Annotated in this window: 21 protein-coding genes; 14 read left to right on the top strand and 7 right to left on the bottom strand. The window is 44.8% G+C overall.

All coding sequences use genetic code 11. From position 1 onward, the window contains the following. Positions 1 to 40: 40 nt before the first annotated feature. Positions 41 to 1,903 (bottom strand): 2-oxoacid:acceptor oxidoreductase subunit alpha, encoded by a 1,863-nt coding sequence (locus ABDK00_RS16480; protein ID WP_346236236.1) that lies wholly within the window; start codon positions 1,901 to 1,903, stop codon positions 41 to 43. A gap of 95 nt (positions 1,904 to 1,998) precedes the next feature. Next, positions 1,999 to 2,379 (bottom strand): RidA family protein, encoded by a 381-nt coding sequence (locus ABDK00_RS16475; RefSeq protein WP_346236237.1) that lies wholly within the window; start codon positions 2,377 to 2,379, stop codon positions 1,999 to 2,001. Positions 2,380 to 2,511: 132 nt separating this feature from the next. Between ABDK00_RS16475 and tsaB the strand changes: the two genes are divergently transcribed. The 8 genes from tsaB to argH all read left to right on the top strand — a co-directional run bounded on the left by tsaB (position 2,512) and on the right by argH (position 9,864). Further along, positions 2,512 to 3,183: a tRNA (adenosine(37)-N6)-threonylcarbamoyltransferase complex dimerization subunit type 1 TsaB gene (gene tsaB / locus ABDK00_RS16470; protein ID WP_346236238.1), complete on the top strand. Its 672-nt coding sequence runs from the start codon at positions 2,512 to 2,514 to the stop codon at positions 3,181 to 3,183. A gap of 54 nt (positions 3,184 to 3,237) precedes the next feature. Further along, positions 3,238 to 3,576, top strand: a complete 339-nt coding sequence (locus ABDK00_RS16465) for a metalloregulator ArsR/SmtB family transcription factor (protein WP_346236239.1) — start codon at positions 3,238 to 3,240, stop codon at positions 3,574 to 3,576. Positions 3,577 to 3,586: 10 nt separating this feature from the next. After that, positions 3,587 to 4,252 (top strand): rhodanese-like domain-containing protein, encoded by a 666-nt coding sequence (locus tag ABDK00_RS16460; RefSeq protein WP_346236240.1) that lies wholly within the window; start codon positions 3,587 to 3,589, stop codon positions 4,250 to 4,252. A 129-nt stretch (positions 4,253 to 4,381) separates the two neighbouring features. Continuing rightward, positions 4,382 to 5,533 carry an aspartate aminotransferase family protein gene (locus tag ABDK00_RS16455; protein ID WP_346236241.1) on the top strand — a complete coding sequence of 384 codons (1,152 nt, stop codon included), beginning with the start codon at positions 4,382 to 4,384 and terminating at the stop codon, positions 5,531 to 5,533. 113 nt (positions 5,534 to 5,646) lie between these two features. Then, complete coding sequence (locus ABDK00_RS16450) at positions 5,647 to 6,612, top strand: acetylornithine carbamoyltransferase (protein WP_346236242.1); 966 nt, start codon at positions 5,647 to 5,649, stop codon at positions 6,610 to 6,612. 2 nt (positions 6,613 to 6,614) lie between these two features. Continuing rightward, positions 6,615 to 7,430 carry an acetylglutamate kinase gene (gene argB, locus ABDK00_RS16445; RefSeq protein ID WP_346236243.1) on the top strand — a complete coding sequence of 272 codons (816 nt, stop codon included), beginning with the start codon at positions 6,615 to 6,617 and terminating at the stop codon, positions 7,428 to 7,430. Continuing rightward, on the top strand, positions 7,420 to 8,487 hold the full coding sequence (locus ABDK00_RS16440) for a M20 family metallo-hydrolase (RefSeq protein ID WP_346236244.1): 1,068 nt from the start codon (positions 7,420 to 7,422) through the stop codon (positions 8,485 to 8,487). Before argB ends, ABDK00_RS16440 begins: the two co-directional genes overlap by 11 nt. 39 nt (positions 8,488 to 8,526) lie before the next feature. Beyond that, on the top strand, positions 8,527 to 9,864 hold the full coding sequence (argH, locus tag ABDK00_RS16435; protein ID WP_346236245.1) for an argininosuccinate lyase: 1,338 nt from the start codon (positions 8,527 to 8,529) through the stop codon (positions 9,862 to 9,864). A gap of 59 nt (positions 9,865 to 9,923) precedes the next feature. Here the strand turns inward: argH and pgl are convergent, their stop codons facing one another. From pgl to gndA, 3 genes are all read right to left on the bottom strand, one after another. Continuing rightward, positions 9,924 to 10,640 carry a 6-phosphogluconolactonase gene (gene pgl, locus ABDK00_RS16430; protein ID WP_346236246.1) on the bottom strand — a complete coding sequence of 239 codons (717 nt, stop codon included), beginning with the start codon at positions 10,638 to 10,640 and terminating at the stop codon, positions 9,924 to 9,926. Further along, positions 10,641 to 12,158, bottom strand: coding sequence for a glucose-6-phosphate dehydrogenase (zwf, locus tag ABDK00_RS16425; RefSeq protein ID WP_346236247.1), 1,518 nt, complete (start codon positions 12,156 to 12,158; stop codon positions 10,641 to 10,643). A gap of 68 nt (positions 12,159 to 12,226) precedes the next feature. Further along, positions 12,227 to 13,633, bottom strand: a complete 1,407-nt coding sequence (gene gndA, locus ABDK00_RS16420; RefSeq protein WP_346236248.1) for an NADP-dependent phosphogluconate dehydrogenase — start codon at positions 13,631 to 13,633, stop codon at positions 12,227 to 12,229. Between the two features lie 167 nt (positions 13,634 to 13,800). On the opposite strand from gndA, the gene ABDK00_RS16415 reads away from it, so the two are divergent. From ABDK00_RS16415 to ABDK00_RS16405, 3 genes are all read left to right on the top strand, one after another. Next, positions 13,801 to 14,871, top strand: coding sequence for an N-acetylmuramoyl-L-alanine amidase (locus tag ABDK00_RS16415; RefSeq protein ID WP_346236249.1), 1,071 nt, complete (start codon positions 13,801 to 13,803; stop codon positions 14,869 to 14,871). A gap of 158 nt (positions 14,872 to 15,029) precedes the next feature. Beyond that, the gene (locus ABDK00_RS16410; protein ID WP_346236250.1) at positions 15,030 to 17,651 is read left to right on the top strand and encodes an MGH1-like glycoside hydrolase domain-containing protein; all 2,622 of its coding nucleotides are present in this window, start codon (positions 15,030 to 15,032) and stop codon (positions 17,649 to 17,651) included. A 142-nt stretch (positions 17,652 to 17,793) separates the two neighbouring features. Further along, positions 17,794 to 19,083 carry a sugar MFS transporter gene (locus tag ABDK00_RS16405; RefSeq protein ID WP_346236251.1) on the top strand — a complete coding sequence of 430 codons (1,290 nt, stop codon included), beginning with the start codon at positions 17,794 to 17,796 and terminating at the stop codon, positions 19,081 to 19,083. A 14-nt stretch (positions 19,084 to 19,097) separates the two neighbouring features. Here ABDK00_RS16405 and ABDK00_RS16400 read toward each other — a convergent pair whose 3' ends face one another. Next, positions 19,098 to 20,027 (bottom strand): AraC family transcriptional regulator, encoded by a 930-nt coding sequence (locus ABDK00_RS16400; RefSeq protein WP_346236252.1) that lies wholly within the window; start codon positions 20,025 to 20,027, stop codon positions 19,098 to 19,100. A 190-nt stretch (positions 20,028 to 20,217) separates the two neighbouring features. Here ABDK00_RS16400 and lpxA point away from each other — a divergent pair, with 190 nt between their 5' ends. Both lpxA and ABDK00_RS16390 read left to right on the top strand, forming a co-directional pair. Then, positions 20,218 to 21,027: an acyl-ACP--UDP-N-acetylglucosamine O-acyltransferase gene (gene lpxA, locus ABDK00_RS16395; protein WP_346236253.1), complete on the top strand. Its 810-nt coding sequence runs from the start codon at positions 20,218 to 20,220 to the stop codon at positions 21,025 to 21,027. Continuing rightward, positions 21,008 to 21,625: an ABC transporter ATP-binding protein gene (locus ABDK00_RS16390; RefSeq protein ID WP_346237368.1), complete on the top strand. Its 618-nt coding sequence runs from the start codon at positions 21,008 to 21,010 to the stop codon at positions 21,623 to 21,625. The genes lpxA and ABDK00_RS16390 overlap by 20 nt, the downstream gene beginning before the upstream one ends. Before the next feature lie 18 nt (positions 21,626 to 21,643). On the opposite strand, the gene ABDK00_RS16385 is transcribed toward ABDK00_RS16390, so the two are convergent. Continuing rightward, on the bottom strand, positions 21,644 to 22,249 hold the full coding sequence (locus ABDK00_RS16385) for a trimeric intracellular cation channel family protein (protein WP_346236254.1): 606 nt from the start codon (positions 22,247 to 22,249) through the stop codon (positions 21,644 to 21,646). Positions 22,250 to 22,310: 61 nt separating this feature from the next. Between ABDK00_RS16385 and ABDK00_RS16380 the strand changes: the two genes are divergently transcribed. Beyond that, positions 22,311 to 23,090: an enoyl-CoA hydratase/isomerase family protein gene (locus ABDK00_RS16380; protein ID WP_346236255.1), complete on the top strand. Its 780-nt coding sequence runs from the start codon at positions 22,311 to 22,313 to the stop codon at positions 23,088 to 23,090. Positions 23,091 to 23,196: the final 106 nt, after the last annotated feature.

The following is a 23,196-nucleotide window of genomic DNA, read 5'->3' as shown; positions in this document are numbered from 1 at the left end:
TTATCGCAAAAAACTGGTAATGGCTTTGCTCTGAAGCAAGTTAAACGACCTGCTCTACTACAAAGTATTTATTTAACTCTTCTACCAATTCGTGCTTGGTAATAGGAACGCCCATTATTTTATGATAGCCTTTTGCGTCTACCAAAAACTGGTCGCGAATGATTTTGATCAGCTGTCCGTTGTTGATTTCAGGAATCACGACATGATCGAAATTATGAAGAATATCGCCGAGGTTTTTTGGGAATGGCCTTACGTGACGTAGGTGAACGTGGCTCACACTTTTGCCTTCTGCCTGCAGTTGCGCTACTGCCGATTTGATAGCCCCGTAAGTGGAACCCCAACCCATCACCAGCACTTTCCCTTTTTCGGGCCCGCTATCCAGCTTTTGTTCGGGAATATGTTCCGCAATTTTATCAACTTTTTCCTGGCGCAGTTTCACCATCAACTGGTGGTTTTCGGGATCGTAGCTGATATTGCCTGTAATATTTTGCTTTTCAATGCCACCAATGCGATGCTCCAGTCCCGGTGTGCCGGGTACGGCCCAGGGCCTTACCAGGTTTTCATCCCTTAAATACGGCTGAAATTTATCTTCGTGATGGCCTAATTCTGTTTTGAAATTCACATGAATAGGCGCCAGTTGCGCTTCTTCAGGAAAACGCCAGGGCTCCGCGCCATTGGCGATATATCCGTCGCTTAAAAAAATCACCGGCGTCATATGTTGCACGCTGATTTTGGCCGCTTCATATACCGCATCGAAACAATCGGCCGGCGAACTCGCAGCGATTACGGGCATTGGGCATTCTCCGTTTCTTCCGTAATAAGCTTGCAGTAAATCGGATTGTTCGGTTTTGGTAGGCAAGCCGGTGGAAGGCCCGCCGCGTTGTACGTTGATGATCAGCAATGGAATTTCGAGCATGACGGCAAGTCCCATCGCTTCTGTTTTCAACGCCATACCCGGACCAGAGGTGGTGGTAACGCCCAAAGCGCCTCCATAAGAAGCGCCAATCGCTGTGGAAATACCCGCTATTTCATCTTCTGCCTGAAAAGTTCTGATACCAAAGTTTTTATGACGGCTCAGTTCGTGCAGGATGTCGCTTGCGGGCGTGATGGGGTAAGTTCCCAAAAATAATTTCAATCCGCTTTTCACCGAAGCTGCGATAAGCCCCATCGCGAGCGACTGAAAGCCCATGATCGACCGGTAAGTACCAGCTTCAATCTTTGCCTTATCAACTTTATAAGTGGTAGTGAAGGTTTCTGTGGTGTCGCCATAGTTGTAGCCGGATTTAAGCGCTTTGATATTGCTGTTTAATATATCCGGTTTTTTGGCAAACTTTTCTGTCAGGAAGTTAATCGTGTTTTGCATATCCCGATTATACATCCAGTATAGAAACCCCAGGATAAACATGTTTTTCGCGCGGTCTTTTTCTTTGGTGCCGAGCGTAAACTCTTTCAGCGCTTCGCGCGTAAGTTTGGTAACATCGATTTTTATAAGTTCATAGCCCTGAAGGCTGTCATTTTCAATTGGATTAACACCGTCGGGATAATTAGCCAGGCGCAGGTTTTTGGCGTCAAACCCATCGGTATTGGCAATAATACGTCCCCCTTTTTTCAGGCTTTTGAGGTTGGCTTTTAACGCCGCCGCGTTCATCGCTACCAAAACATCACATTCGTCGCCGGGGGTATAAATATGATCTGATGAAAATCTCAATTGAAAACCACTCACGCCCGGGATGGTCCCCTGTGGTGCGCGTATTTCTGCCGGGTAATCGGGAAAAGTGGAAAGATCTGCTCCTAGCAGCGCGGTATTATTGGTAAACTGCGTGCCGGTAAGCTGCATGCCGTCGCCACTGTCGCCGGCAAATTTTATTACTACGTCTTTTAAAACTTCCTGTGTTCTGTTCATTCCATCAAAAAATTGGGGCACAAAGGTACGGAACTTCGCTGCTCAGGAAGTATATTTTACGTTAGACTGACAATCGGCATCAACCGGGCCAAGCCTTATTTAATCGCCACCACACTGATTTCTACATTCACGAACTTAGGCAGCGCGGCCACCTGAACCGTTTCCCGTGCGGGATAATTGCCCGTAAAGTATTGTCCATAAACGTCATTGATCTCCGCGAAACGTTTCATATCGGTAATGAAAATGGTCGATTTGATCACGTTGTCAAAGCTTAAACCGGCTTCCTTCAGGATGGCGTCCAGGTTCTTCATACATTGATGAGTTTCATCCTGGAGCGAGCTATTATTTAGTTCGCCAGTAGCCGGATCAATGGCAATCTGGCCAGAAACATAGAGTGTATCTCCCGCAAATACGGCCTGGTTATAAGGGCCAATGGGAGCCGGGGCGTTGGAAGTAGTTATTATTTTTTTCTCCATTTTTTAAAACTTTATCAGCCACAAGAGTACAAAAGATCGTTCAAAAAACAATTGTTCCTTATTTTCTTCTGATTTTCGAAAATTTTGATGACCTTACATCATATTTTAATAAATATTTATTTCATTTGCAAAATGCTCTTACTAAATATTGATACAGCGATTGAAAAAGGATCTTTTTGTATCAGCGATGGTCTGGATATCCTTGTTTTTGACAAGAATGATCGTCAGAAAGAGCAGGCTTCCTGGTTACATGAGGCGATCAGAGCGGGCTTCGATAAAATAGGAGCCGATATGCGCGATCTCGATGCAGTGGCGGTTAGTAGTGGTCCGGGATCGTACACAGGATTGCGCATTGGGATGGCAACTGCAAAAGGTTTTTGCTATGCGCTGACGAAACCGCTGATTTGCCTGAGTACTTTGGAAGTAATGGCCCGCGCCGTCCATGAAAATGCGAAAGATTTGATTTGCCCGATGATCGATGCCCGAAGAATGGAAGTTTTCTCAGCTATTTTCACAAAAAAACTGGAAACCTACAAGGATCCCTTTGCAGCGACGCTCGACTCCGGCAGTTTTGCTGAAACCCTGGCAAAACATCAAATTTTATTTACCGGAAACGGTAGTTTGAAGTTCGAACAATTAATGGAAGTAAGCCCGGCCGCGCAATTTATTCGAAAAGACATAGATGCCAGAGATATGATTTACCTTTCCTTGAAAAACTTTAAGGAAAAAACTTTTGCAGATGTTGCATATAGTGAGCCATATTACGTTAAGGATGTATATATCGCAAACCGCAACACGGCATAAATCATATTTACATCAGTTTGTGTATTTTTAAACCCTCTAAACCCTTTATTCATAATGAGTAATTATCACATTTCTTTTGCCCAAAAAGACAGCCAGGGCAAAGAATTGACTTTGGACACGCTGGCCATTAAAAAAGCCGCCTTGATCTTGCGCGCCTTCAACCACAAGTTGCGCCAGCAAATTTTAAAATTAATAGACACTCAGGAAAAAGTGACGGTTACAGAAATCTACGTTAAACTACGTATCGAGCAATCCGTAGCCTCTCAACATTTAGCAATTTTGCGCAAGGCAGATTTTGTGAAAACCGAGCGCGAAGGAAAGTTTATTTACTATACGATCAACACAGACAGGATGAGAGATCTGGATCAGTTTGTAGGACAACTTTTATCATAATTTAAAGGATATGGACGCGCTTCAATTAGACGATTTTAGGAAATGGGCAGAAGAGGATAGCCTGATTATTGATACCCGCAAGGTCGAAGCGCTGCGGCAGGGTTTCATTAAAGGAAGCCTGGCAATGCCCCTGAGCGAAAAATTGAAAGACTACGCGCTGGCCTTTGCGGGCTATGAAGGAGCGCATATAAAAGATAAAAACATACTTTTTCTTTTAGACGAGTCTGAAAAAACCAGGCTGTTTGAAAAGGCAGCAGCGGCAAAGCTAACCGGTATTAAGGGGTACTTATCCGGTGGTTTTGGCTCCTGGCAAAAAGCAGACCTTCCGGTTGATATAATCATCGAAGTAGAGCCCGACGAACTGATGATGGATATCCCGTTCGACGAAAACCTGGTTATTTTGGATACCCGCTCCGAAATTGTGTTTGGAAACGGGCATTTGAAAAACGCAGTGAATATTCCTTTAGATCAAATGAACAACCCGCTGCGCCTTTCGGCTATTGAAGAAACCGATAATTTATACCTGATTGCCCACAGCGATGAAGAAGCTTATTTCGCTGCTACCGTTTTGAAAAGACATGAGATCCATAATCTCAGAGTGGTGCTGGGCGGTTGGCCGGCTATCCAGCAGGAGAAGCGGGCAGCAATTGTAAAAGAGCCCGGCATTCTGAACTAAGGGTAACGCGCAGGCGGCTCCAGCCGCAATTTTATCCTTCCGCCATTAATATTTTAATTAATTTCGTTGCCCGCGTACACACGGGCAATTTTATTTTACCGAGGCAGTCAATGCTGTAAAAACACACTGATGGATTTATTTGATGTTTACCCACTAAACGATATTACAATAACCAAAGCGAAGGGGTCTTATGTTTGGGACAGCGATGGCAACCAGTATCTCGATCTTTATGGCGGACATGCCGTAATCAGTATCGGCCACTCTCATCCTCATTGGGTGCAGCGTATTGAAGAGCAGCTTTCAAAAATTGCTTTTTACTCCAATTCAATTCAAAACCCGCTTCAGGCCGAGCTGGCCAAAAAACTGGGCGAAGTGTCGGGCAAAGCAGATTATAGCCTTTTTCTCTGCAATTCGGGGGCTGAAGCCAATGAAAACGCTTTAAAAATGGCGTCGTTCCATACCGGCAGAAAGAAGATTGTTGCCTTTTCCAAAGCTTTTCACGGGCGTACATCGCTGGCGGTGGCCGCGACCGATAATAAAAATTACACAGCGCCGGTCAACGAAACCGATAACGTTGACTTTCTTCCTTTCAACGACGAAGCGGCATTAGCAGCTCATTTTGATAAGCACGGAAAAGAAATCGCGGCCGTTATTATAGAAGGTATTCAGGGTGTTGGAGGAATCAACGTGGCCAGCGAATCGTTTTTAAAACTGATCCGGTCGCTTTGTGATCAATATGGCGCCGTTTATATCGCAGATGCCGTGCAATGTGGCTATGGAAGAAGCGGGAAGTTTTTCAGTCACGATTTTGCCGGCGTCAACGCCGATATTTATTCGATGGCCAAAGGTATGGGCAACGGCTTTCCGATTGGTGGCATTATTATCGCGCCGCATATCAAACCCAGGCACTACCAATTGGGCACTACTTTCGGAGGCAACCACCTGGCATGCGCCGCAGCATTAGCCGTGCTGGAAACAATGAAAGAAGAAAAGCTGATGGGAAATGCGGTGATGATTGGTAAATATTTGCGCGACGAGCTCAACAGTATTCCAGAATTGAAAAACGTGCGCGGCCGCGGCCTGATGATCGGTTTCGACGTTCCGGAAGAATTGGCTTCTCTAAAAAAGAACCTGTTGGTGAACCAGAAAATTTTTACCGGCGAGGCTAAGCCCAATGTAATCAGGTTGCTGCCATCGCTGGCGTTAAAGAAAAAGGATGCCGAGCATTTTTCGGAAGCCATAAAAGAAGAGATCGCAGCATTCAATTTAGTTGCAGAGTAAAAATATTTTGCGCAGCACACGAAGCGCCGCCGCTTTATTTTTCTTCAGCTCCTTATAAACAATTTTGGTTCGTGAAGGCACGAACCATTTTTATAAAATCATATACGTATCAAATGGCATTATTAAAGGGTAACACTTTTATCAGCGCAGCAGATGTAACGGATATTAACGCGCTTGCAGCAAAAGCTTTACAATATAAGAATGATCCGCTCTCAGACAGTGCGCTCGGATCGGGAAAGCGTATCGGCTGCTTATTTTTAAACCCCAGCATGCGCACGCGCCTGAGCACCCAAATCGCAGCCCAGAACCTCGGTATGGAAGCGATTATCTTTAATGTGGGCAGCGAAGGCTGGCAACTCGAGTTTGAAGAAGAAGCGATCATGAGCGGCAAAACTGTCGAGCATGTGAAAGATGCGGCTCCGATATTCGGCAAATATTTCGACATCCTTGCGATCCGCACTTTTCCGTCGCTGGTCAATAAAGAAGACGACTATAGTGAACTGTATATTCAACAGTTTATTAAATACTCGGGCCTACCGGTGGTGAGCCTGGAAAGCGCTACCCTTCACCCGCTGCAAAGCCTTACAGATGTGATTACGATAAAAGAAACGTTTAAGGAGCAGCGCAAACCTAAGGTGGTATTGAGCTGGGCGCCACATGTTAAACCGCTGCCTCAATGCGTTGCCAATAGTTTTGCGCAATGGATGAATGCCTGGGGCGAAGCTGATTTTGTCGTGACGCATCCGGAAGATTACGAATTGGATAAAAAATTTACCGGCGACGCGCCGATTATTTATGACCAGGATGAAGCATTGAAAGATGCAGATTACGTGTACGTAAAAAATTGGAGCACTTATAACGACTACGGGAAAATCTATAGTAATGAGCCCGAATGGATGTTGACCGCCGACAAGCTAAAGCTTACTAACAACGCAAAAGTCATGCATTGCCTTCCGGTGCGGCGCAACGTGGAGTTGAGCGATGAAGTTTTAGATAGCGCCCATAGCATTGTGACGCAAGAAGCCGGTAACCGGGTTTGGGCGGCTCAGGCGGTTTTGTCAGAACTACTGAAAGCTTAATCATGGATGATCTTTTTGTTATTAAAATCGGAGGTAATGTTATCGATAACCCCGAATCTTTACAATTATTTTTAGCGCAGTTTGCTGCCATCCGTGGACATAAAATTTTGGTTCATGGTGGGGGAAAAATTGCTACGCAGGTAGGCGAAAAGTTAGGCGTAGCGTCCCAATACATTAACGGCCGGCGTATAACGGATAGTGAAACCATTGATATCGTGACTATGGTTTACGGTGGCCTGGTCAATAAAAAGGTAGTCGCCGGTTTGCAGGCGCTCGGTTGTAACGCGATAGGGCTTACAGGCGCCGACGCCAATATCATTCCAGCTACAAAAAGGCCGCTAAAAACGATTAATGGTGAAACAGTGGATTTTGGCTGGGTGGGCGATATTGACACCACAAAATTAAATGCTGATAATGTTCAGCTATTACTCGAAGCAGGCTTAACGCCTGTTTTTGCGCCGCTGACCCACGATAGCGCAGGGCATATATTAAACACCAACGCCGACACCATTGCGTCTACGCTGGCGGTTAGCTTGTCTTCATTTTATAAGGTGAGGCTGATTTATTGTTTCGAAAAGAAAGGAGTTTTGGAAGATGTAAATGATGATGGCTCCGTAATCAGGAATATCAATAAAACGCGCTATCAGCAATTGTTGGATGAGAAGCGTTTGTTTGAAGGCATTTTACCTAAAATAGATAACGCTTTTGCTGCAATTGATGCCGGCGTTAAAGAAGTGCTGATCGGCCACGCCGATGACCTTCTAAAAAATACAACAGAAGCGACCGAAGGAACTTTAATTACTGCCGATGAAAAGTGAAAATGCATTATATGACCAGGCCGTACGCCTCTTAAAGCAATTGATAGAAACGCCCAGCTTCAGCAGGAGCGAGGAGCAAACGGCTCAGTTGATCCTTTCTTATTTAAAAGAACAGGGTGTCGAAGCCGAATTATCGGGTTATAATGTGATTGCAAAGAATAAACTCTTCGATGCAGGAAAACCCACGGTATTGCTCAACTCACACCACGACACCGTAAAGCCTAATCCCAATTACACACTAAATCCTTTCGAAGCGGTTGAAAAAGAAGGAAAGCTTTACGGCCTGGGCAGCAACGATGCGGGCGGTTGCCTGGTTTCGTTGCTGGCAACCTTTGTATATTTTTTTGACCGGCCCAATTTGAAATATAATATCATGCTGGTCGCCAGCGCTGAGGAAGAAATATCGGGCTATAACGGGATTGAGGCGGTCGTGAAAATTTTGCCGCCGATCGATTTTGCGATCGTTGGCGAACCGACCTTAATGCAAATGGCCGTTGCCGAGCGCGGCCTGATGGTTTTAGACGCTACTGCTCACGGAAAGGCGGGCCACGCCGCCCGCAACGAAGGTGAAAACGCCATTATCAAAGCATTAAAAGATATTGACTGGTTTCATCGTTACCAGTTTGCTAAAGTGTCGCCCCTGCTGGGCGCCAACAAAATGTCGGTGACGGTGATTGAAACTGAAAATAAAGCTCACAACGTTGTTCCGGCGGTTTGTAAATATGTCGTTGATGTACGCGTGAACGAGCTGTATTCTTTTGAAGAAGTCATAGCGGAAATACAAAAGCATATTCAAAGCGAGATCGCACCGCGCTCCACAAGGCTGCGCTCTACTTCCATTGAAGTAGAGCACCCGATTATTCAGGCCGGTTTAAAAATGGGTAAAACGATGTATGGGTCGCCCACGACTTCAGATAAAGCGCTTATGCCGTTTCCTGCTTTGAAAATGGGCCCGGGCGACAGCGCCCGCAGCCATACGGCAGATGAATTTATCTATCTCGAAGAAATAGAAAACGGTATCAAAGACTATATCGAAATTTTGAAAAAAATAATGTAGACGACTGGTTGTGTCATCTTAAAAAAACAAAGTATAAACATGAAACTCTGGCAAAAAGATAAGACGGCCTTGAAGGAAGTAGAAACTTTTACAGTGGGCAAAGACCGTGAGATGGATTTGTACCTGGCTCCTTTTGATGTGTTGGGTTCACTGGCGCATATTGAAATGCTCCAATCTGTGGGGCTGCTCGAAAAAGAGGAGCTGAGTGACCTGCAGGTTGCGTTGAAAGCCATCTATAAGCAAATTGAAAAAGGTGAGCTTAAATTGCAGGATGATGTAGAGGATATTCATTCTCAAGTGGAACTATTGTTGACGCAAAAGCTCGGCGACGCCGGAAAAAAAATTCACAGCGCCCGCAGCCGCAATGACCAGGTGTTGGTGGATATCAAATTATTTTTAAGACATGAGATGGAACAATTGGTGGCGGCCATCCTTCCTTTTTTTGAATTGCTTCAGGCTCAAAGCGAACAATTCAAAGATCATTTTTACCCGGGTTACACGCATTTGCAATTAGCCATGCCGTCCTCTTTCGGCTTGTGGTTTGGCGCTTATGCGGAAAGTCTGGTAGATGATGTTATAACACTGAAAGCAGCCTTTGATGTGGTGAATAAAAATCCCTTAGGCTCAGCCGCTGGTTATGGATCTTCCTTTCCTATTAAAAGAAAAATGACTACCGACTTACTCGGGTTTGCTGATCTCAACTACAACGTAGTATATGCACAAATGGGCCGCGGAAAAGCAGAACGGATTGTGGCGCAGGCTCTGGCTAATATCGCCGATACGCTGGCGAAGCTTAGCATGGATGCGTGTCTGTATTTGAACCAGAATTTCGGGTTTGTTAGTTTTCCCGCAGAACTCACCACCGGCAGCAGCATTATGCCTCACAAAAAAAATCCGGATGTATTTGAGTTGATCCGTTCGCATTGTAACCGGATTAAAGCCTTGCCCAACGAGCTTTCGATGATGACCACCAATTTGCCGTCGGGCTATCATCGCGATTTGCAATTGCTGAAAGAGCATTTATTCCCGGCCTTTAAAACATTAAAAGATTGCATCGAAATGGCGGGGCTGATGCTGTCGAATATTGATATTAAGAAAGATATTTTGACGGATGAAAAATATAAATATTTGTTCACCGTAGACCTGGTGAACCAACTGGTATTGCAAGGCATTCCTTTTAGGGACGCTTATATACAGGTGGGTCGATCGGTGGAAGACGGCTCGTATAAGGTTCCCCAGCAAGCGGCTATCGAAAACCCACATGAAGGATCTATTCAAAACCTTTGCACGGCAGAAATAAAAGCGATGATGGATAACGCAGTAAGTGCGTTTCAGTTTGAAAAAATTCACCAGGCCATCCATAAGCTGGTGTCCTGATCAGTATAAAAAATAGTGAAAGGCATTGCGATAAAAACTCCATCGCAATGCCTTTTTTATTATTTGCCCATGGCGGCTTCATCGAGCATCCAAACGGCATTGCCTTTTTTTAGCGCTACGTTTTGAACCGGATATTTGTTTTTCGCCTGTTTCGAAAAGATGTGTTTTACCACCGGAGCTTTGGCTGCGCCCGCCACCAAAAACATCGCTTCGCCGCTATTATTGATAAGCCGGTAAGTGGAGCTAAGCCGATAGGTTTGTTTGCTTTCCACCCAAACTTCTTTGATGAATTTTTTTTGTTCCTGCAATACATCGGTTCCGGGGAATAAAGAGGAAGTATGGCCATCGTCACCCATGCCGAGCAGCGTCAGGTCTATTTGCATTTTTCTTCCCAGCGCATCTTTCATCGTCTGCTCATATTGAGCGGCGCAATCTATTGCGGTTCCTTTTGTGGGCATCGCGAAAACATGTTTGCGTGGTATTTTGACATGGTCTAACAAAGCTTCTTTAACCATGCGGTAATTGCTATCGTCGTGGGTGTGCGGCACAAATCTTTCGTCGCCCCAAAACAACTGCACTTTTTTCCAATCTATATTTCTGGAAAACGCTGGCGTTGCCAAAAGCTCATATAATCTTTTAGGAGTGCTTCCACCAGAAAGTGATACAGAGAATAAACCCTTATCTGCAATATGCTGATTACACCTTTCTACAAAGTAATGGGCGGCCGCAAGGCTTAATGCCTCAGCATTTTCCCAAATCAATTTAATTTGCTGCATTTATTTTGTTGATTTTATAATGACTGTTGGTTTTTTGTTTTCCGGAAGGCTTAGCCACTTGTAAGCGCTTTGAGTAAACAAGCCTTCGGCGGCTTTGGGCCCCCACGAACCCGCTTTGTATTTTTTCATACTGTTTTTACCTTTTGCCCATTCGTCAAGAATCGGCATTACAATGCTCCAGGCGGTTTCTACCTGATCGCCGCGGATGAAGAGAGTGGCATCGCCTTCGAGCGCATCAAGCAATAAGGTTTCGTAGGCTTCCGGCGTTTCTTCTTCAAATGAACCCTGATAGGTGAAATCCATTTCCAATGGCCTTAACTTCATTTCCAGGCCGGGTATTTTTCCTTCAAACAACAAGCTGATTTCGCGCTCCGGCTGAATGCTGATGACCAGGCGGTTTGGTTCGATATCATCTTTGAATATTTTATGCGGCCCATCTTTAAATTGTATAATTATTTCTGACGATTTTTTAGCCATGCATTTGCCGGTCCTTAAATAAAATGGTACGCCTTTCCATCTGTTGTTGTCGATAAAAAGTTTTAAAGCAACGTAGGTTTCTGTTTGAGAATTTTTAGCGACGTCGGGCTCATCTCTGTAAGCTGCCTGCGGTTTTCCATCGATCTCGCCTGCCACATACTGTGCTTTCACCACGTTTTGCGCCACCGAAATAGCATTGAAGCGGCGTACCTTTTTGAGCACTTTTACTTTTGCTTTTCTTATTTCTTCAGCATCGTAATTCTTGGGGCAGTCCATAGTCACCAGCGATAAAAGTTGCAACAAATGGTTTTGGACCATATCTCTCAATGCGCCGCTTTTATCATAATAGCCGCCACGCGTGCCCACGCTTACCGATTCGGCCACGGATATTTGAATCTGATCGATAAATTTGTTACTCCACAGCGGTTCAAAAATGTAGTTGGCAAAGCGAAATGCTAAAATGTTCTGAACGACTTCTTTGCCCAGGTAGTGATCGATGCGATAAATCTGGTCTTCATAAAAATGGCTGCGAAGTAGCTTGTTAAGTTGTTGCGCCGAAGCCAGGTCGGTGCCGAAAGGTTTTTCTACAATGATCCTGTCCTGCTTGCGATTATTGGCGATATTGTGTTTGGAGATGTTAGTTGAAATGGTTTCAATAAACCGCGGAGCTACAGAATAGTAAAATAGCCTTGTGGCGCGCGTATTAAATGCTTTGTCGTTGCTGTCTAATGTTTGAATCAACTGCAGATAAAGCGCGTCGGACGTGAAGTCCCCCTGTATAAAACGTAAGTGCTTCGAGAAGTTTTTCCAGTCGGCGGCCTTAGCTTTTCCACTTCTTGAAAAAAGGTTGATGCCTTGCAGAATATGTTTCTTGTAAGCGGCTTCGGTAAGATTTTGAAAGTCGATACTGAAAATGGTGAATTGATCGGGCAGGTAGCCGTTGATAAAAAGATTATAAAAAGCCGGCACCAGTTTGCGCCACGATAAATCGCCGCCACCGCCAAAGATCACAATATTTGCAGGAGTATGTTTGAAGTTCATAGTAAAATATTTGGGTCATGGGTTAAGCCGATAGCTCATCTATACGCTGATGAACAGATCGTCGGGTTCTATTTTTTCGCTCCCCAATCCGTATGAAAATTGCCTTCCTTGTCAATGCGTTCGTAAGTGTGGGCACCAAAGAAATCGCGTTGCGCCTGGATGAGATTAGCCGACAGGCGTTCTTGCGTATAAGCATCAAAATAACCCAGCGTGGTGGCAAAGGTTAACGCCGGTACGCCCGCATCCATGGCTACTTTCAGTAAGTTGACCAGCCCGTTTCTCTTTTCCTTCAATGTAGGAATGAATACCGAGGACCCGATGATGTTTTTCAGTTCAGGCTGTTGTACAAATGCGTCATATAAATCGTTCAGCAGCAGCGAACGGATGATACAGCCCGCCCGCCAGATTTTGATAACCGTCGGAAGGTGGATATTGTAATTGTAATTTTTTGAAGCCGTTTCCAATAATTCAAGCCCCTGGCCATAGGCCATCATAAAGCCAAAGTACAGCGCATCCCTGCAATGCTTTTTGAGGAGTTCGGTGTCGTTTTCGGTTTTTTTATTTTGATGAACATAAAATTCCGAAAGCTGGGTGCGCTCCTCTTTTAAGGCCGATAAATAGCGCATGCTTACCGAAGTGTCGATGGTGGGTATGGGAACACTAAGCTCCAGCGCGCTTTGAGAAGTCCACAATCCCGTGCCCTTCTGCTTCGCTTTATCCAGGATCAGGTCTATCAGGTCTTTTCCTGTGTCGACATCTTTGGTTCTAAAAATTTCTGCCGTAATTTCTATCAAAAAGGATTGCAATTCTCCTTCATTCCAATCAGCAAATAATTCATGCAATTCAGCATTGCTCAGGCCTTCATTTTTAAGCACGCCATAAACTTCGCTGATCATTTGCATGATCGCATATTCAATTCCGTTGTGAACCATTTTTACATAATGGCCGGCAGCGCCGTTTCCCACGAAGGCGACGCAGGGTTCGCCGTCGGCTTTTGCAGCAATGGATTCGAGAATATTGGCAATAAGTTGGTAACTGTCTTCATCACCGCCGGGCATCATGCTCGGGCCGAAACGCGCGCCTTCTTCGCCGCCCGACACGCCCATTCCGATGAAATGAATACCCGACTCCTGAAGCTGGGTATAACGCCGGTCTGTATCTACAAAATGAGAATTGCCGCCGTCGATCAAAATATCTCCTTTTTCCAGGTCGGGGAGCAGTTCGCCGATTACGGTATCGACCACTTTGCCCGCAGGTACCAAAAACATGATTACCCGCGGCGCTTTTAAGTTGCGGATCAGTTCGGCTGAAGAGCTGGCGGTTGAAATGGGTTTGCCCTTCCCTTCCTCCATCAGGCGCGTTCTTTGTTCCTCACTTCGGTCGTAGCCACAAACTTTAAAGCCATGGTCTGCAATGTTTAAAACTAAATTTCGTCCCATGGTTCCTAAACCAATCATTCCAAAATGTGCGTCCATATCAAATTTTTTTAAAAATAAGTCAGCATTAATAAAATCTTAAATTATTTTAACCTGTTCACAATTTTAAGGCCGTATCGGCGTTTTACGATGAATTTCGTTATTTTCACAATACGAACGGATATATATAAAGAACATTTTAAAGATTAAAAAGAACCGTATTTGCAATGTTTATTAAAAAAACATTCCCCGCCCTGGCTTTGTTGATGTTATGTGCATGTGGCGACACGATGCCAAAAAAAACAAATGTACTAAACAGAAATCCTTCTTCAAATAATACAGCTAAAAAGCAACCGCAAACCAATTCGCAACCCAATCAGACCGTTTTTAAACGTCCCGAACAAATTACGCGGCGCCAGGAAGAAAAGCCGGAGCCTGAAGTGGCAAGGCCTGAGCGACCCAAAGAAGTATATACGCCTCCAAAAACAGCGACGAACTCTGGCCAGTTGACTTACCGATCTGCTGAATATTACCGGCATATCACCGATAGTATTCAATATTACGCAAAGCCAAGTTATGAGAAAACGATAGACGAAATCATCAATCAGATTTCAAGAAATCCTGCTCAAAAGAAGAACCCCGCTGTGAATTCCCAATGGTATGCCTCGGTGAATTTCAATGTGAGGAAACCCAACTTTGTGGTGCTGCATCATACAGCGCAAAATTCTGCTGAGCAAACCTTATTTACTTTTTCTATTTCAAGAACGCAAACCAGCGCCCACTACGTTGTAGGGCGCGATGGTATTGTGTATCAGATGTTGAATGATTACGTGAGGGCCTGGCATGCGGGTAATAGTAAATGGGGTAACGTGACCGACATGAACTCCTGTAGCCTGGGGATAGAAATTGACAACAACGGTTCTGAACCTTTTTCGGATGCGCAAATAACAGCTTTAATCAAATTGCTTGATTATTTAAAAGATGAATATGGTATTCCACAGGCCAATTTCATTGCGCACTCCGATGTGGCGCCTTCGCGAAAAAGCGATCCCAGCAAACATTTCCCCTGGAAGAGACTTGCGGATGCCGGGTTTGGATATTGGTATGATGCCTATAATTTGCAGACCCCGCCCGCCGATTTTAACGCGTTGCTTGCGCTGCGCGTGATGGGCTACGACATCAATAATCAGGCTGCTGCTATCAGGGCTTTTAAATTGCACTATGTGCAAAACGATGTTTCAGGCAGCCTTACAGACTACGATAAAAAAATATTGTATAGCGTTTATCGCAAATTCTAAGATTATTCGTACAGCTACAGAAGTATCTTGATTTTTTGTGTATTTCCAACACATAAGTATACCGCTCAATTGATATATTTGTGATTACCGGAAGTATCAACTGATGTTGTGCGCAAGGTTAAAACTGCTAATGAGCTTGCCGGTAAACAGATATCTAAATGACTGAAGAACATAAAAGACTTAGAGACAATTCAAAGAAAGCAATTCCCCTCGAAAAATGGGGTCCGTATGTAAGTGAGCGCCAGTGGGGCACCGTGCGCGAAGACTATAGCGAATACGGTGACAGTTGGGGTTATTTCCCTTTTGATCATGCGCACTGCCGCTCTTATTTTTGGGGAGAAGATGGTTTGGCAGGCATCTCAGATTATTTTCAAAACCTTTGTTTTGGCATCGCCTTATGGAATGGCAAAGACGCCATATTAAAAGAAAGGCTGTTTGGCCTGGGAAATTACGAAGGCAATCATGGCGAGGATGTAAAAGAGTTATACTATTATCTCGATAATGTTCCGTCTCATTACTACATGGAATACCTCTACAAATATCCACAGCAAGCATTTCCATACCAGCAATTAAAAGAGGAAAGCGCTAAAAGGTCCAAGCTCGAACCGGAGTATGAAATCCTGGATACTGATGTTTTTAACAACAGCCAGTATTTTGATGTGCACATCACCTACGCCAAAACGAACAGCACGGATATTGGTATTAAAATAAGCGTCACAAACCGATATCATAAAACAGCGCCCATTACGGTATTGCCTACGCTGTGGTTTTACAACCGCTGGACGAAGCATGGCAGTCTGAAGTCAAAGCCTAACTTCTCGCCCGCCGCCGATAACAGCATTTTTGCGCAACACCCGCGGCTGGGCGACTATTATTTTTTTTATCAGCAGGCTGACGACACGCTGTTTACCGATAATGAAACAAACACTGAAATCGTAACCGGCCAACCTAATCAAAGTATTTTTACAAAGGATGCTTTTCACCATGCGATTATAAAAAAAGAACATCGCAAAGAACTGCGCGAAAGAAAATCGGGAACGAAATTTTCGCCAGTTTATAATTATGATGTAAAAGCCGGCGAAACGATTACCATTTTTTGCCGCCTGTCGGAAGCGCAAATCAAGGAACCCTTCGACGCAGATTTTGAAGCGCTTTTTGATAAAAGAAAAAAGGAAGCGGACGATTTTTATAAGGATATTTTTCCAAAAGGCATCGCTCCCAACCTGGCACAAGTGCAACGCCAGGCTTTCGCCGGGTTGCTATGGAGCAAACAGTACTACCATTACGATATCGAAAAGTGGCTTTCGAAATCAGACGGCATTACACCGCTTTCGGACCGGCGTACGCACGGAAGAAACAGCGAATGGAAACACCTGAAAAACCAGGATGTGATCTCTATGCCAGACAAATGGGAATATCCGTGGTATGCGGCCTGGGATCAGAGTTTTCAATGTATTTCGATGGCGGTAGTGGATCCTGTTTTCGCTAAAAACCAGTTGCTGCTGTTGATGCGCGAGTGGTACATGAAGCCAGACGGACAGTTGCCTTCCTACGAATGGAATTTTAGTGATGTGAATCCGCCGGTGCAGGCCTGGGCTGCCATGGAGATTTTTGAAATAGAGAAAAAAATGTCTGGCAAAGGCGATGTCGAATTTCTTAAAAAAGTGTTTCATAAACTGCTGATCAATTTCACCTGGTGGATCAACCGGAAAGATCTTAAAGGGGATAATATTTTCGAAGGCGGTTTTTTGGGACTGGATAATATCGGCGTTTTTAACCGCAGTTTTCACGACAAAGGCGAAATTCAATTAGAGCAGGCAGACGGAACGAGCTGGATGGGCGTTTATGCGCTGAGTATGATGGATATGGCGCTCGAAATTGCCATGGTCGATAATAGTTTTGAAGATACCGCTACCAAGTTTTTTGAGCATTTTATTCTCATAGCCGAAGCGTTGAACGAGCATGTGTTATGGAACGAAGAAGACCAGTTTTTCTACGACGTACTCTGCATGCGCGATGCGCCGCCTCAGCCGTTGAGAATCCAGTCGATTGTTGGACTTACCTCTTTATACGCTGTGGCTACCATTCGCCAGGAAGTGTTTGAAAAGCTGCCCGATTTTGCCAAGCGCTTCGAATGGTACAAAAACTACCGGCTGAAAAATAACCGCTTCTGGCCGAAAGAGGAGCATAGCGACGGCGAAGAACTACTGCTTTCCCTGGTGCAGACCGACCGTTTGAAAGCAATGCTTAAAAGATTACTTGACGAAAACGAGTTTTTATCAGATGGTGGCATCCGCGCACTTTCCAAATACCACGAAAAACATCCCTATTCGGTAACGATTAACGGAGAGGTGCACACCATTCAGTACGATCCGGGCGACTCGACATCTGACATGTTTGGCGGCAATTCTAATTGGCGTGGCCCCGTATGGATTCCCATTAACTTTATAATTATACAATCCATCCGCAGGCTGGGTAAGTTTTATCACGACAGCCTGATGGTGGAATATCCGACAGGCTCGGGAAGCGAAATGAACCTTTTCAATGTTTCTACCCAGCTGGCTAAAAGAGTCATCAGTATTTTTGAAAGAAATGCGGACGGCGACCGACCGATCTACGGGCCCTATAATTGGTTTTACAAGCAACCGGAGAACAAATACCTTATTTTATTTTTTGAATATTTTCATGGCGATACCGGTAGAGGCCTGGGCGCCAATCACCAAACCGGCTGGAGCGCGCTTGTGGCTGAACTGATCAGCGAACTGGCCGATAAAGAATAAAGGGTCGGACTTTTCGCGGGCAGAAGAGCAGAAATGTTTGATTTTGACGTAAAATTGCTGCGCAACCGTTTGCTTTTTTGATATAAAGACGCAAAACTTGCTTTACTTTTAGAACTTTAATTTTCAAACTAATATTTTTATTATGGATGCTACGCTGCAACCGGCTGCGAAAAAAAGTTATGTGGTTCCTCTCGTTACCATTTGTGCTTTGTTTTTCATTTTTGGTTTTATCACCTGGGCTAACGGAACCCTGATTCCTTTTTTCAAAATGTCGTTTAGCCTGAGCGATGCGCAGGCTTTCCTGGTAGCAACCGCCTCCTATATGGCCTATTTCTTTTTAGCCATTCCTTCTTCCTGGATATTGAAACAAACCGGGTTTAAAAACGGAATCGTTTTGGGACTGATCATCCTGGCGTTGGGCGGATTGATTTTCATTCCCGCGGCGCAGTCTCATTCCTTCGGATTGTTTTTAACCGGCATATTTGTGCAGGGTGCAGCATTGGCGCTGCTTCAAACAGCAGTAAATCCCTACCTGTCGATTATCGGCCCTATGGAAAGTGCGGCGAAAAGAATCAGCATGGCGGGAATTTGTAACAAGTTCGCCGGCATGATCGTACCGTTTATCATGGGCGCTTTGTTTTTAGCAAACGCCGGTGAGGTTGAAGCCAAAATAAATGCCGCTTCCGGTGAAGAAAAAGTACAGTTGCTAAATGAAGTGCTGGGCCAGGTAAATATGCCCTATATTGTTCTCGCCATCATCTTCACTTTATTTGCCATTTTCATTAAATTTTTAAACCTGCCTGAGGTGCAGCCTGAAGACGATGTGGTGGATGAAACCGGTGGCGTGGCTGTGCAGCGTAAAAGTATATTCCAGTTTCCACATTTGTTTTTAGGGGCGCTTTGCATTTTTGTTTATGTAGCTGCCGAAGTAATGGCCGGCGATATTATCGGGGTTTATGGAAAAGAATTGGGCATTAAGCCCGATATTGCCAAGTATTTTACCTCGCTTACCCTAACCGGCATGCTGGTTGGCTATATCGTGGGCATCATTACTATTCCAAAATATTTATCGCAACAGAAGGCGCTTCGTATTTGTGCCATTCTGGGTATCGTGTTCTCGGTGGTTGCGTACGCGACAAGCGGCTACACGTCGGTGGTTTTTATTGCGCTACTCGGATTGGCTAACTCATTGATGTGGCCGGCGATCTTTCCGCTGGGTATCAGCCATTTGGGAAAATTTATTAAGATTGGTTCGGCGATAATGATTATGGGCATCGCTGGAGGCGCCGTATGGCCGCTTATTTACGCCTTTCTGAAAGATTCTGTAGGCCTCGATTTTCAACTGGCCTATTTTGTGGCCGTGTTGCCTTGCTATATTTATATCTTATACTTTGCTGTTTCCGGCCACAAAGTTGGATTAAAGGGAAAGTAGTAAAAGAAACGATATTAGTTTCTTAACAATAACTCACAGGGCTTTAGCCCTGTTTGTTTTTTAAAGGCCGTGCTGAAGTGGGATATGGACGAGTAACCAAGCATCATTGACACATCAGTTACATTCATTCCTTTTTCGTATAAAAGATATTTGGCGTGCTCCATCCGCTGGTTTTGATAGAAATCAAAAATAGTCGTGCCGAACATTTCCTTAAACCCCTTTTTCAGATAACATTCGTTCATCGCCACTTTTCGGCTGAGTTCTTTTATCGTCACGGGTTGGCCCAGATTCTGAATAAGGATATCACGCGCCAAGGCAATTTTTTCCCGGTCAACATCACTATTTAAAAACCGGCAGGATAAAATTTCTTCTTTTTCCGCCACCCAGTCCATGCTGTAAAGCAGCAGCATCTGGAGTTGGGCATTCATATAAATATTGGCAAAACTGCCCGTGTATTTATGATTGACAAGGCCTTCGATCACCGACCTTGTTTTGCAGCAAAGCGGAATCGATTTTTGAAAAGACTGTTTTTTATTGAAGCGTAGAAGCAGGTCGCACCCCGTGGTAGCTGCTTTGCCGCTGGTATATTTTGAAAGATGTTGGGCAGAAAAATCAACAGCCACCACATCAAAACACGGCGTGCTTTGTTCGCAGTTTTTGGCATTGCCGGAAGGGCATTTTTGACAACTGTCGGCCGCGCAATACATATTCCCTGCAACGCAAAACCTGAGGTTGATGCTATTATTTTCGCTGCTGTCGCCCTGATAATGATAATTAACCAGCCCAATATCTTCAGGGCTATTATCTGCTTCCCTCACAAAACGTTTAAAGGAATAGTTGATGGCGCCTGGTATATGCTGCTCCTTGGAACTGATTTCCTGCACGCCCGACAGAAACGGCGCATTTTTTCCGGTGAAGGCCTCGAATTCTTGTAGATTGCTCATTTGAATTGCTACAAAAATAATATTGTTGGACAAAATAATCAACTAACGGGTATTAGTTATAAATTTGGAGGTTTATACCTGAATAAAAAATATAGCGCTAATATTATCAAATATTTAATTTTGCGATCCGCCAATTATTTGAAATTCAGTTGTTGGACTTAGCAGGTTTTCGAAAATTATAAAGTTTTTAATGATACATTTCAACTCATACATTCATCCCGATGCCAAGGTTGCTACCAATGTGAAAATAGACCCTTTTACAGTTATTCATCCCAACGTTGAGATTGGGGAAGGCACCTGGATCGGATCGAACGTGACCATCCAGGAAGGTACCAAAATTGGCAAAAATTGTAAAATTTTCCCCGGTACGGTTATAGGCTCCGAACCACAGGATAAAAAATATGCCGGGGAGAAAACTACTGTTGAAATCGGTGATAATTGTGTGATTCGTGAATTTGTTACCATCCATCGCGGCACAGCCGACCGCTGGAAAACAGTGGTGGGCAACGGTTGCTGGATATTAGCCTATAGCCATATTGGCCACGACTGTATCATCGGAAATAACTGCACGCTCAGCAACAGCACCCAGGTCGCCGGCCATGTGGTGTTGGGCGATTATGTAGGATTTGGAGGCGTTGTGGCAGTGCATCAGTTTGTAAGAATCGGGTCTCACTCTTTTATTAGCGGCGGTTCGCTGGTGAGCAAAGATGTGCCGCCATTTATCAAAGCGGCAAGACAGCCTTTAAGCTATGCCGGCGTCAACTCAGTAGGGCTGAAAAGAAGGGGTTATAGCATTGAAAAAATCAACCATATTCTTGATATTTACCGCGTACTGTATAACAAAGGATTGAACGTGACGCAGGCTGTTCAAATTTTGGAGGAAGAATTTGCAGTGACAGAAGAGCGCGACGAAATTCTCACTTTTATTCAGGAAAGCACTCGCGGTATCATTAAGCGCTACAGTAAAGCAGGCAACGGTGATGACGATTCAATTGCATAATGTCGCCAAACGTTATAACCGCGACTGGATTTTTCGCGGCGTCACCTGTGATTTTAAAAGTGGTAGCCACTATGCTATTACCGGCCCTAACGGAAGCGGCAAAAGCACGTTGCTGCAAATATTGGGCGGCGCGGTGACAATCAATGAGGGCGACTGCACTTTTTCCATAAACGGCCAGGCGATTAAACCCGAAAAAATTTACCGCCATATTTCTTTCTGCGCGCCTTATTTGGAATTGATTGAAGAGTTTACGCTTTCGGAATTCCTGGTTTTCCATCAGTCATTTAAACCCTTTTTAAATCCTTTCGATATTGATTTTATCGCCGAAGCTGTTCAGTTAAAACACGCGAAGCACAAGAAAATCAACGAATATAGCAGCGGCATGAAGCAGCGCGTTAAACTGGCCCAGTGCATTTTTTCCGATACTCCCGCCGTGATGCTGGACGAACCCTGCACCAACCTGGATGCAGCGGGAATCGCGCTTTATAACGATTTGATCCAAAAATATTGCGGCAACCGATTGGTAATCGTCAGCAGCAACGATCCGCAGGAATATGGGTTTTGCAATGAATCGATTGATATCATGGCCTACAAATAAGGGGCGACGAAACTTAGTCTAAATTTCCGGTAACATCAATCTTCTCCGTTTTGAATAAATGCGGATGGCCACGACCAGCAACACGCAGATTGTCAGGTCGATATTCTTTGTGGTAATGAGGTATTTATTGATCAGGATAAAAACAAACCCACCGGCTGCGCAGGCTGTCGCATACAACTCGCCACGCCGTAGCAGCAAAGGCGGGTAGCCGCAAAATATATCGGCAATTAAACCGCCAAATGTAGCGGTGATGACGCCCATAATCAATCCATAAATTTCATTCGTGCCGTTTCGCAACGCAATTTCAATACCTGCTGCGGTAAACAACCCGATCCCGATCGCATCGGTAAAAAAAATGGTCCTCCGGAAATTATTTACTCTATCCTTCACCAAAAAAGTAACCGCCGTCCCGGCAAAAACCAGTCCGAAGGCAAGATTGTCGTTGATCCAGGTTAGCGGCCGCACGCCGAGCAGCAAATCCCGAAAAGTTCCGCCACCATAGGCCGAAACAAAAGCTACAACCAGCCCGCCAAATACATCAAGCTTGGCGCCGCGCGCTTTAAACGCGCCGGCAAGCGCAAAAACAAAAATACCCAGATATGAGATTACCTTTAAAAACGTCACCCCGCAAAATTACAGACCAAAGCGTCATTAAAATTCTTTTATATTTAAACTAAAAACAACAATGGATTTTACAACAATACTATTTGATGTTGCTGATGCGATCGCGACGATTACCATTAACCGGCCCGATAAACTAAATGCTTTAAACAAAACTGTGTTTGAAGAACTGGATCAGGCAATCGAGCTGGTGTCACAACGCGGCGATATAAAATCGGCGATTATCACGGGCAGCGGCGAGAAAGCTTTTGTCGCTGGTGCTGATATTTCGGAGTTTACCGCGCTCAATGAAAAGCAGGGTGAGGCGCTTGCTCTGAAAGGGCAGTTGGTGTTTGATAAAATTGAAAATTGCGATAAAATTATTGTCGCGGCCGTGAATGGTTTTGCGCTGGGTGGTGGCTGCGAACTTGCTATGGCCTGCCATATCCGGGTGGCAAGCGACCATGCAAAGTTTGGCCAGCCGGAAGTGAGTCTTGGATTATTACCCGGCTATGGCGGCACCCAGCGGTTGACGCAATTAATTGGTAAAGGCCGGGCCCTCGAACTGCTGGCCACCGGCAATATGATCGACGCGTTGACGGCGTTTAACTATGGATTGGTCAATCATATGGTAGAGGCGCCGGCGTTACTAACAAAAGCTAAATCGATACTGGCTGTAATCAACAGCAAAGCGCCGCTGGCAGTTAAAAGTTGCATTCAGGCAGTGGGTTTGGCCGGCGGCGACGACCGGTCGGGTTTTGCGCAGGAAGCCGCTTTGTTTGGAAAACTGCTGACCACCCATGACGCCCGCGAGGGCGTGGCCGCTTTTTTGGAGAAACGAAAGGCGTCGTTTAAGGGATCCTGATCACAAGCCGGAACAGCGATTGCTCGCTTTGCAGCTGTTAAAATTTTTGGTTAGTCAGGCCAACACGGCTTCAAAAGATATCTTTACAGGGTATCAGTATTTCTTT

It is taken from the genome of Niabella insulisoli, from assembly GCF_039652435.2.
GTDB lineage: Bacteria > Bacteroidota > Bacteroidia > Chitinophagales > Chitinophagaceae > Niabella > Niabella insulamsoli.
The sequence above is the reverse complement of the archived record's forward strand: the minus strand, read 5'-3'. Positions and strand labels throughout refer to the sequence as shown.

What these genes read in the sequence shown, in the direction of transcription:
- ABDK00_RS16480 (WP_346236236.1), bottom strand. Translation starts at nt 1,903, where the DNA reads ATGAACAGAACACAGGAAGTTTTAAAAGACGTAGTAATAAAATTTGCC.
- ABDK00_RS16475 (WP_346236237.1), bottom strand. Translation starts at nt 2,379, where the DNA reads ATGGAGAAAAAAATAATAACTACTTCCAACGCCCCGGCTCCCATTGGC.
- tsaB (WP_346236238.1), top strand. Translation starts at nt 2,512, where the DNA reads ATGCTCTTACTAAATATTGATACAGCGATTGAAAAAGGATCTTTTTGT.
- ABDK00_RS16465 (WP_346236239.1), top strand. Translation starts at nt 3,238, where the DNA reads ATGAGTAATTATCACATTTCTTTTGCCCAAAAAGACAGCCAGGGCAAA.
- ABDK00_RS16460 (WP_346236240.1), top strand. Translation starts at nt 3,587, where the DNA reads ATGGACGCGCTTCAATTAGACGATTTTAGGAAATGGGCAGAAGAGGAT.
- ABDK00_RS16455 (WP_346236241.1), top strand. Translation starts at nt 4,382, where the DNA reads ATGGATTTATTTGATGTTTACCCACTAAACGATATTACAATAACCAAA.
- ABDK00_RS16450 (WP_346236242.1), top strand. Translation starts at nt 5,647, where the DNA reads ATGGCATTATTAAAGGGTAACACTTTTATCAGCGCAGCAGATGTAACG.
- argB (WP_346236243.1), top strand. Translation starts at nt 6,615, where the DNA reads ATGGATGATCTTTTTGTTATTAAAATCGGAGGTAATGTTATCGATAAC.
- ABDK00_RS16440 (WP_346236244.1), top strand. Translation starts at nt 7,420, where the DNA reads ATGAAAAGTGAAAATGCATTATATGACCAGGCCGTACGCCTCTTAAAG.
- argH (WP_346236245.1), top strand. Translation starts at nt 8,527, where the DNA reads ATGAAACTCTGGCAAAAAGATAAGACGGCCTTGAAGGAAGTAGAAACT.
- pgl (WP_346236246.1), bottom strand. Translation starts at nt 10,640, where the DNA reads ATGCAGCAAATTAAATTGATTTGGGAAAATGCTGAGGCATTAAGCCTT.
- zwf (WP_346236247.1), bottom strand. Translation starts at nt 12,158, where the DNA reads ATGAACTTCAAACATACTCCTGCAAATATTGTGATCTTTGGCGGTGGC.
- gndA (WP_346236248.1), bottom strand. Translation starts at nt 13,633, where the DNA reads ATGGACGCACATTTTGGAATGATTGGTTTAGGAACCATGGGACGAAAT.
- ABDK00_RS16415 (WP_346236249.1), top strand. Translation starts at nt 13,801, where the DNA reads ATGTTTATTAAAAAAACATTCCCCGCCCTGGCTTTGTTGATGTTATGT.
- ABDK00_RS16410 (WP_346236250.1), top strand. Translation starts at nt 15,030, where the DNA reads ATGACTGAAGAACATAAAAGACTTAGAGACAATTCAAAGAAAGCAATT.
- ABDK00_RS16405 (WP_346236251.1), top strand. Translation starts at nt 17,794, where the DNA reads ATGGATGCTACGCTGCAACCGGCTGCGAAAAAAAGTTATGTGGTTCCT.
- ABDK00_RS16400 (WP_346236252.1), bottom strand. Translation starts at nt 20,027, where the DNA reads ATGAGCAATCTACAAGAATTCGAGGCCTTCACCGGAAAAAATGCGCCG.
- lpxA (WP_346236253.1), top strand. Translation starts at nt 20,218, where the DNA reads ATGATACATTTCAACTCATACATTCATCCCGATGCCAAGGTTGCTACC.
- ABDK00_RS16390 (WP_346237368.1), top strand. Translation starts at nt 21,008, where the DNA reads ATGACGATTCAATTGCATAATGTCGCCAAACGTTATAACCGCGACTGG.
- ABDK00_RS16380 (WP_346236255.1), top strand. Translation starts at nt 22,311, where the DNA reads ATGGATTTTACAACAATACTATTTGATGTTGCTGATGCGATCGCGACG.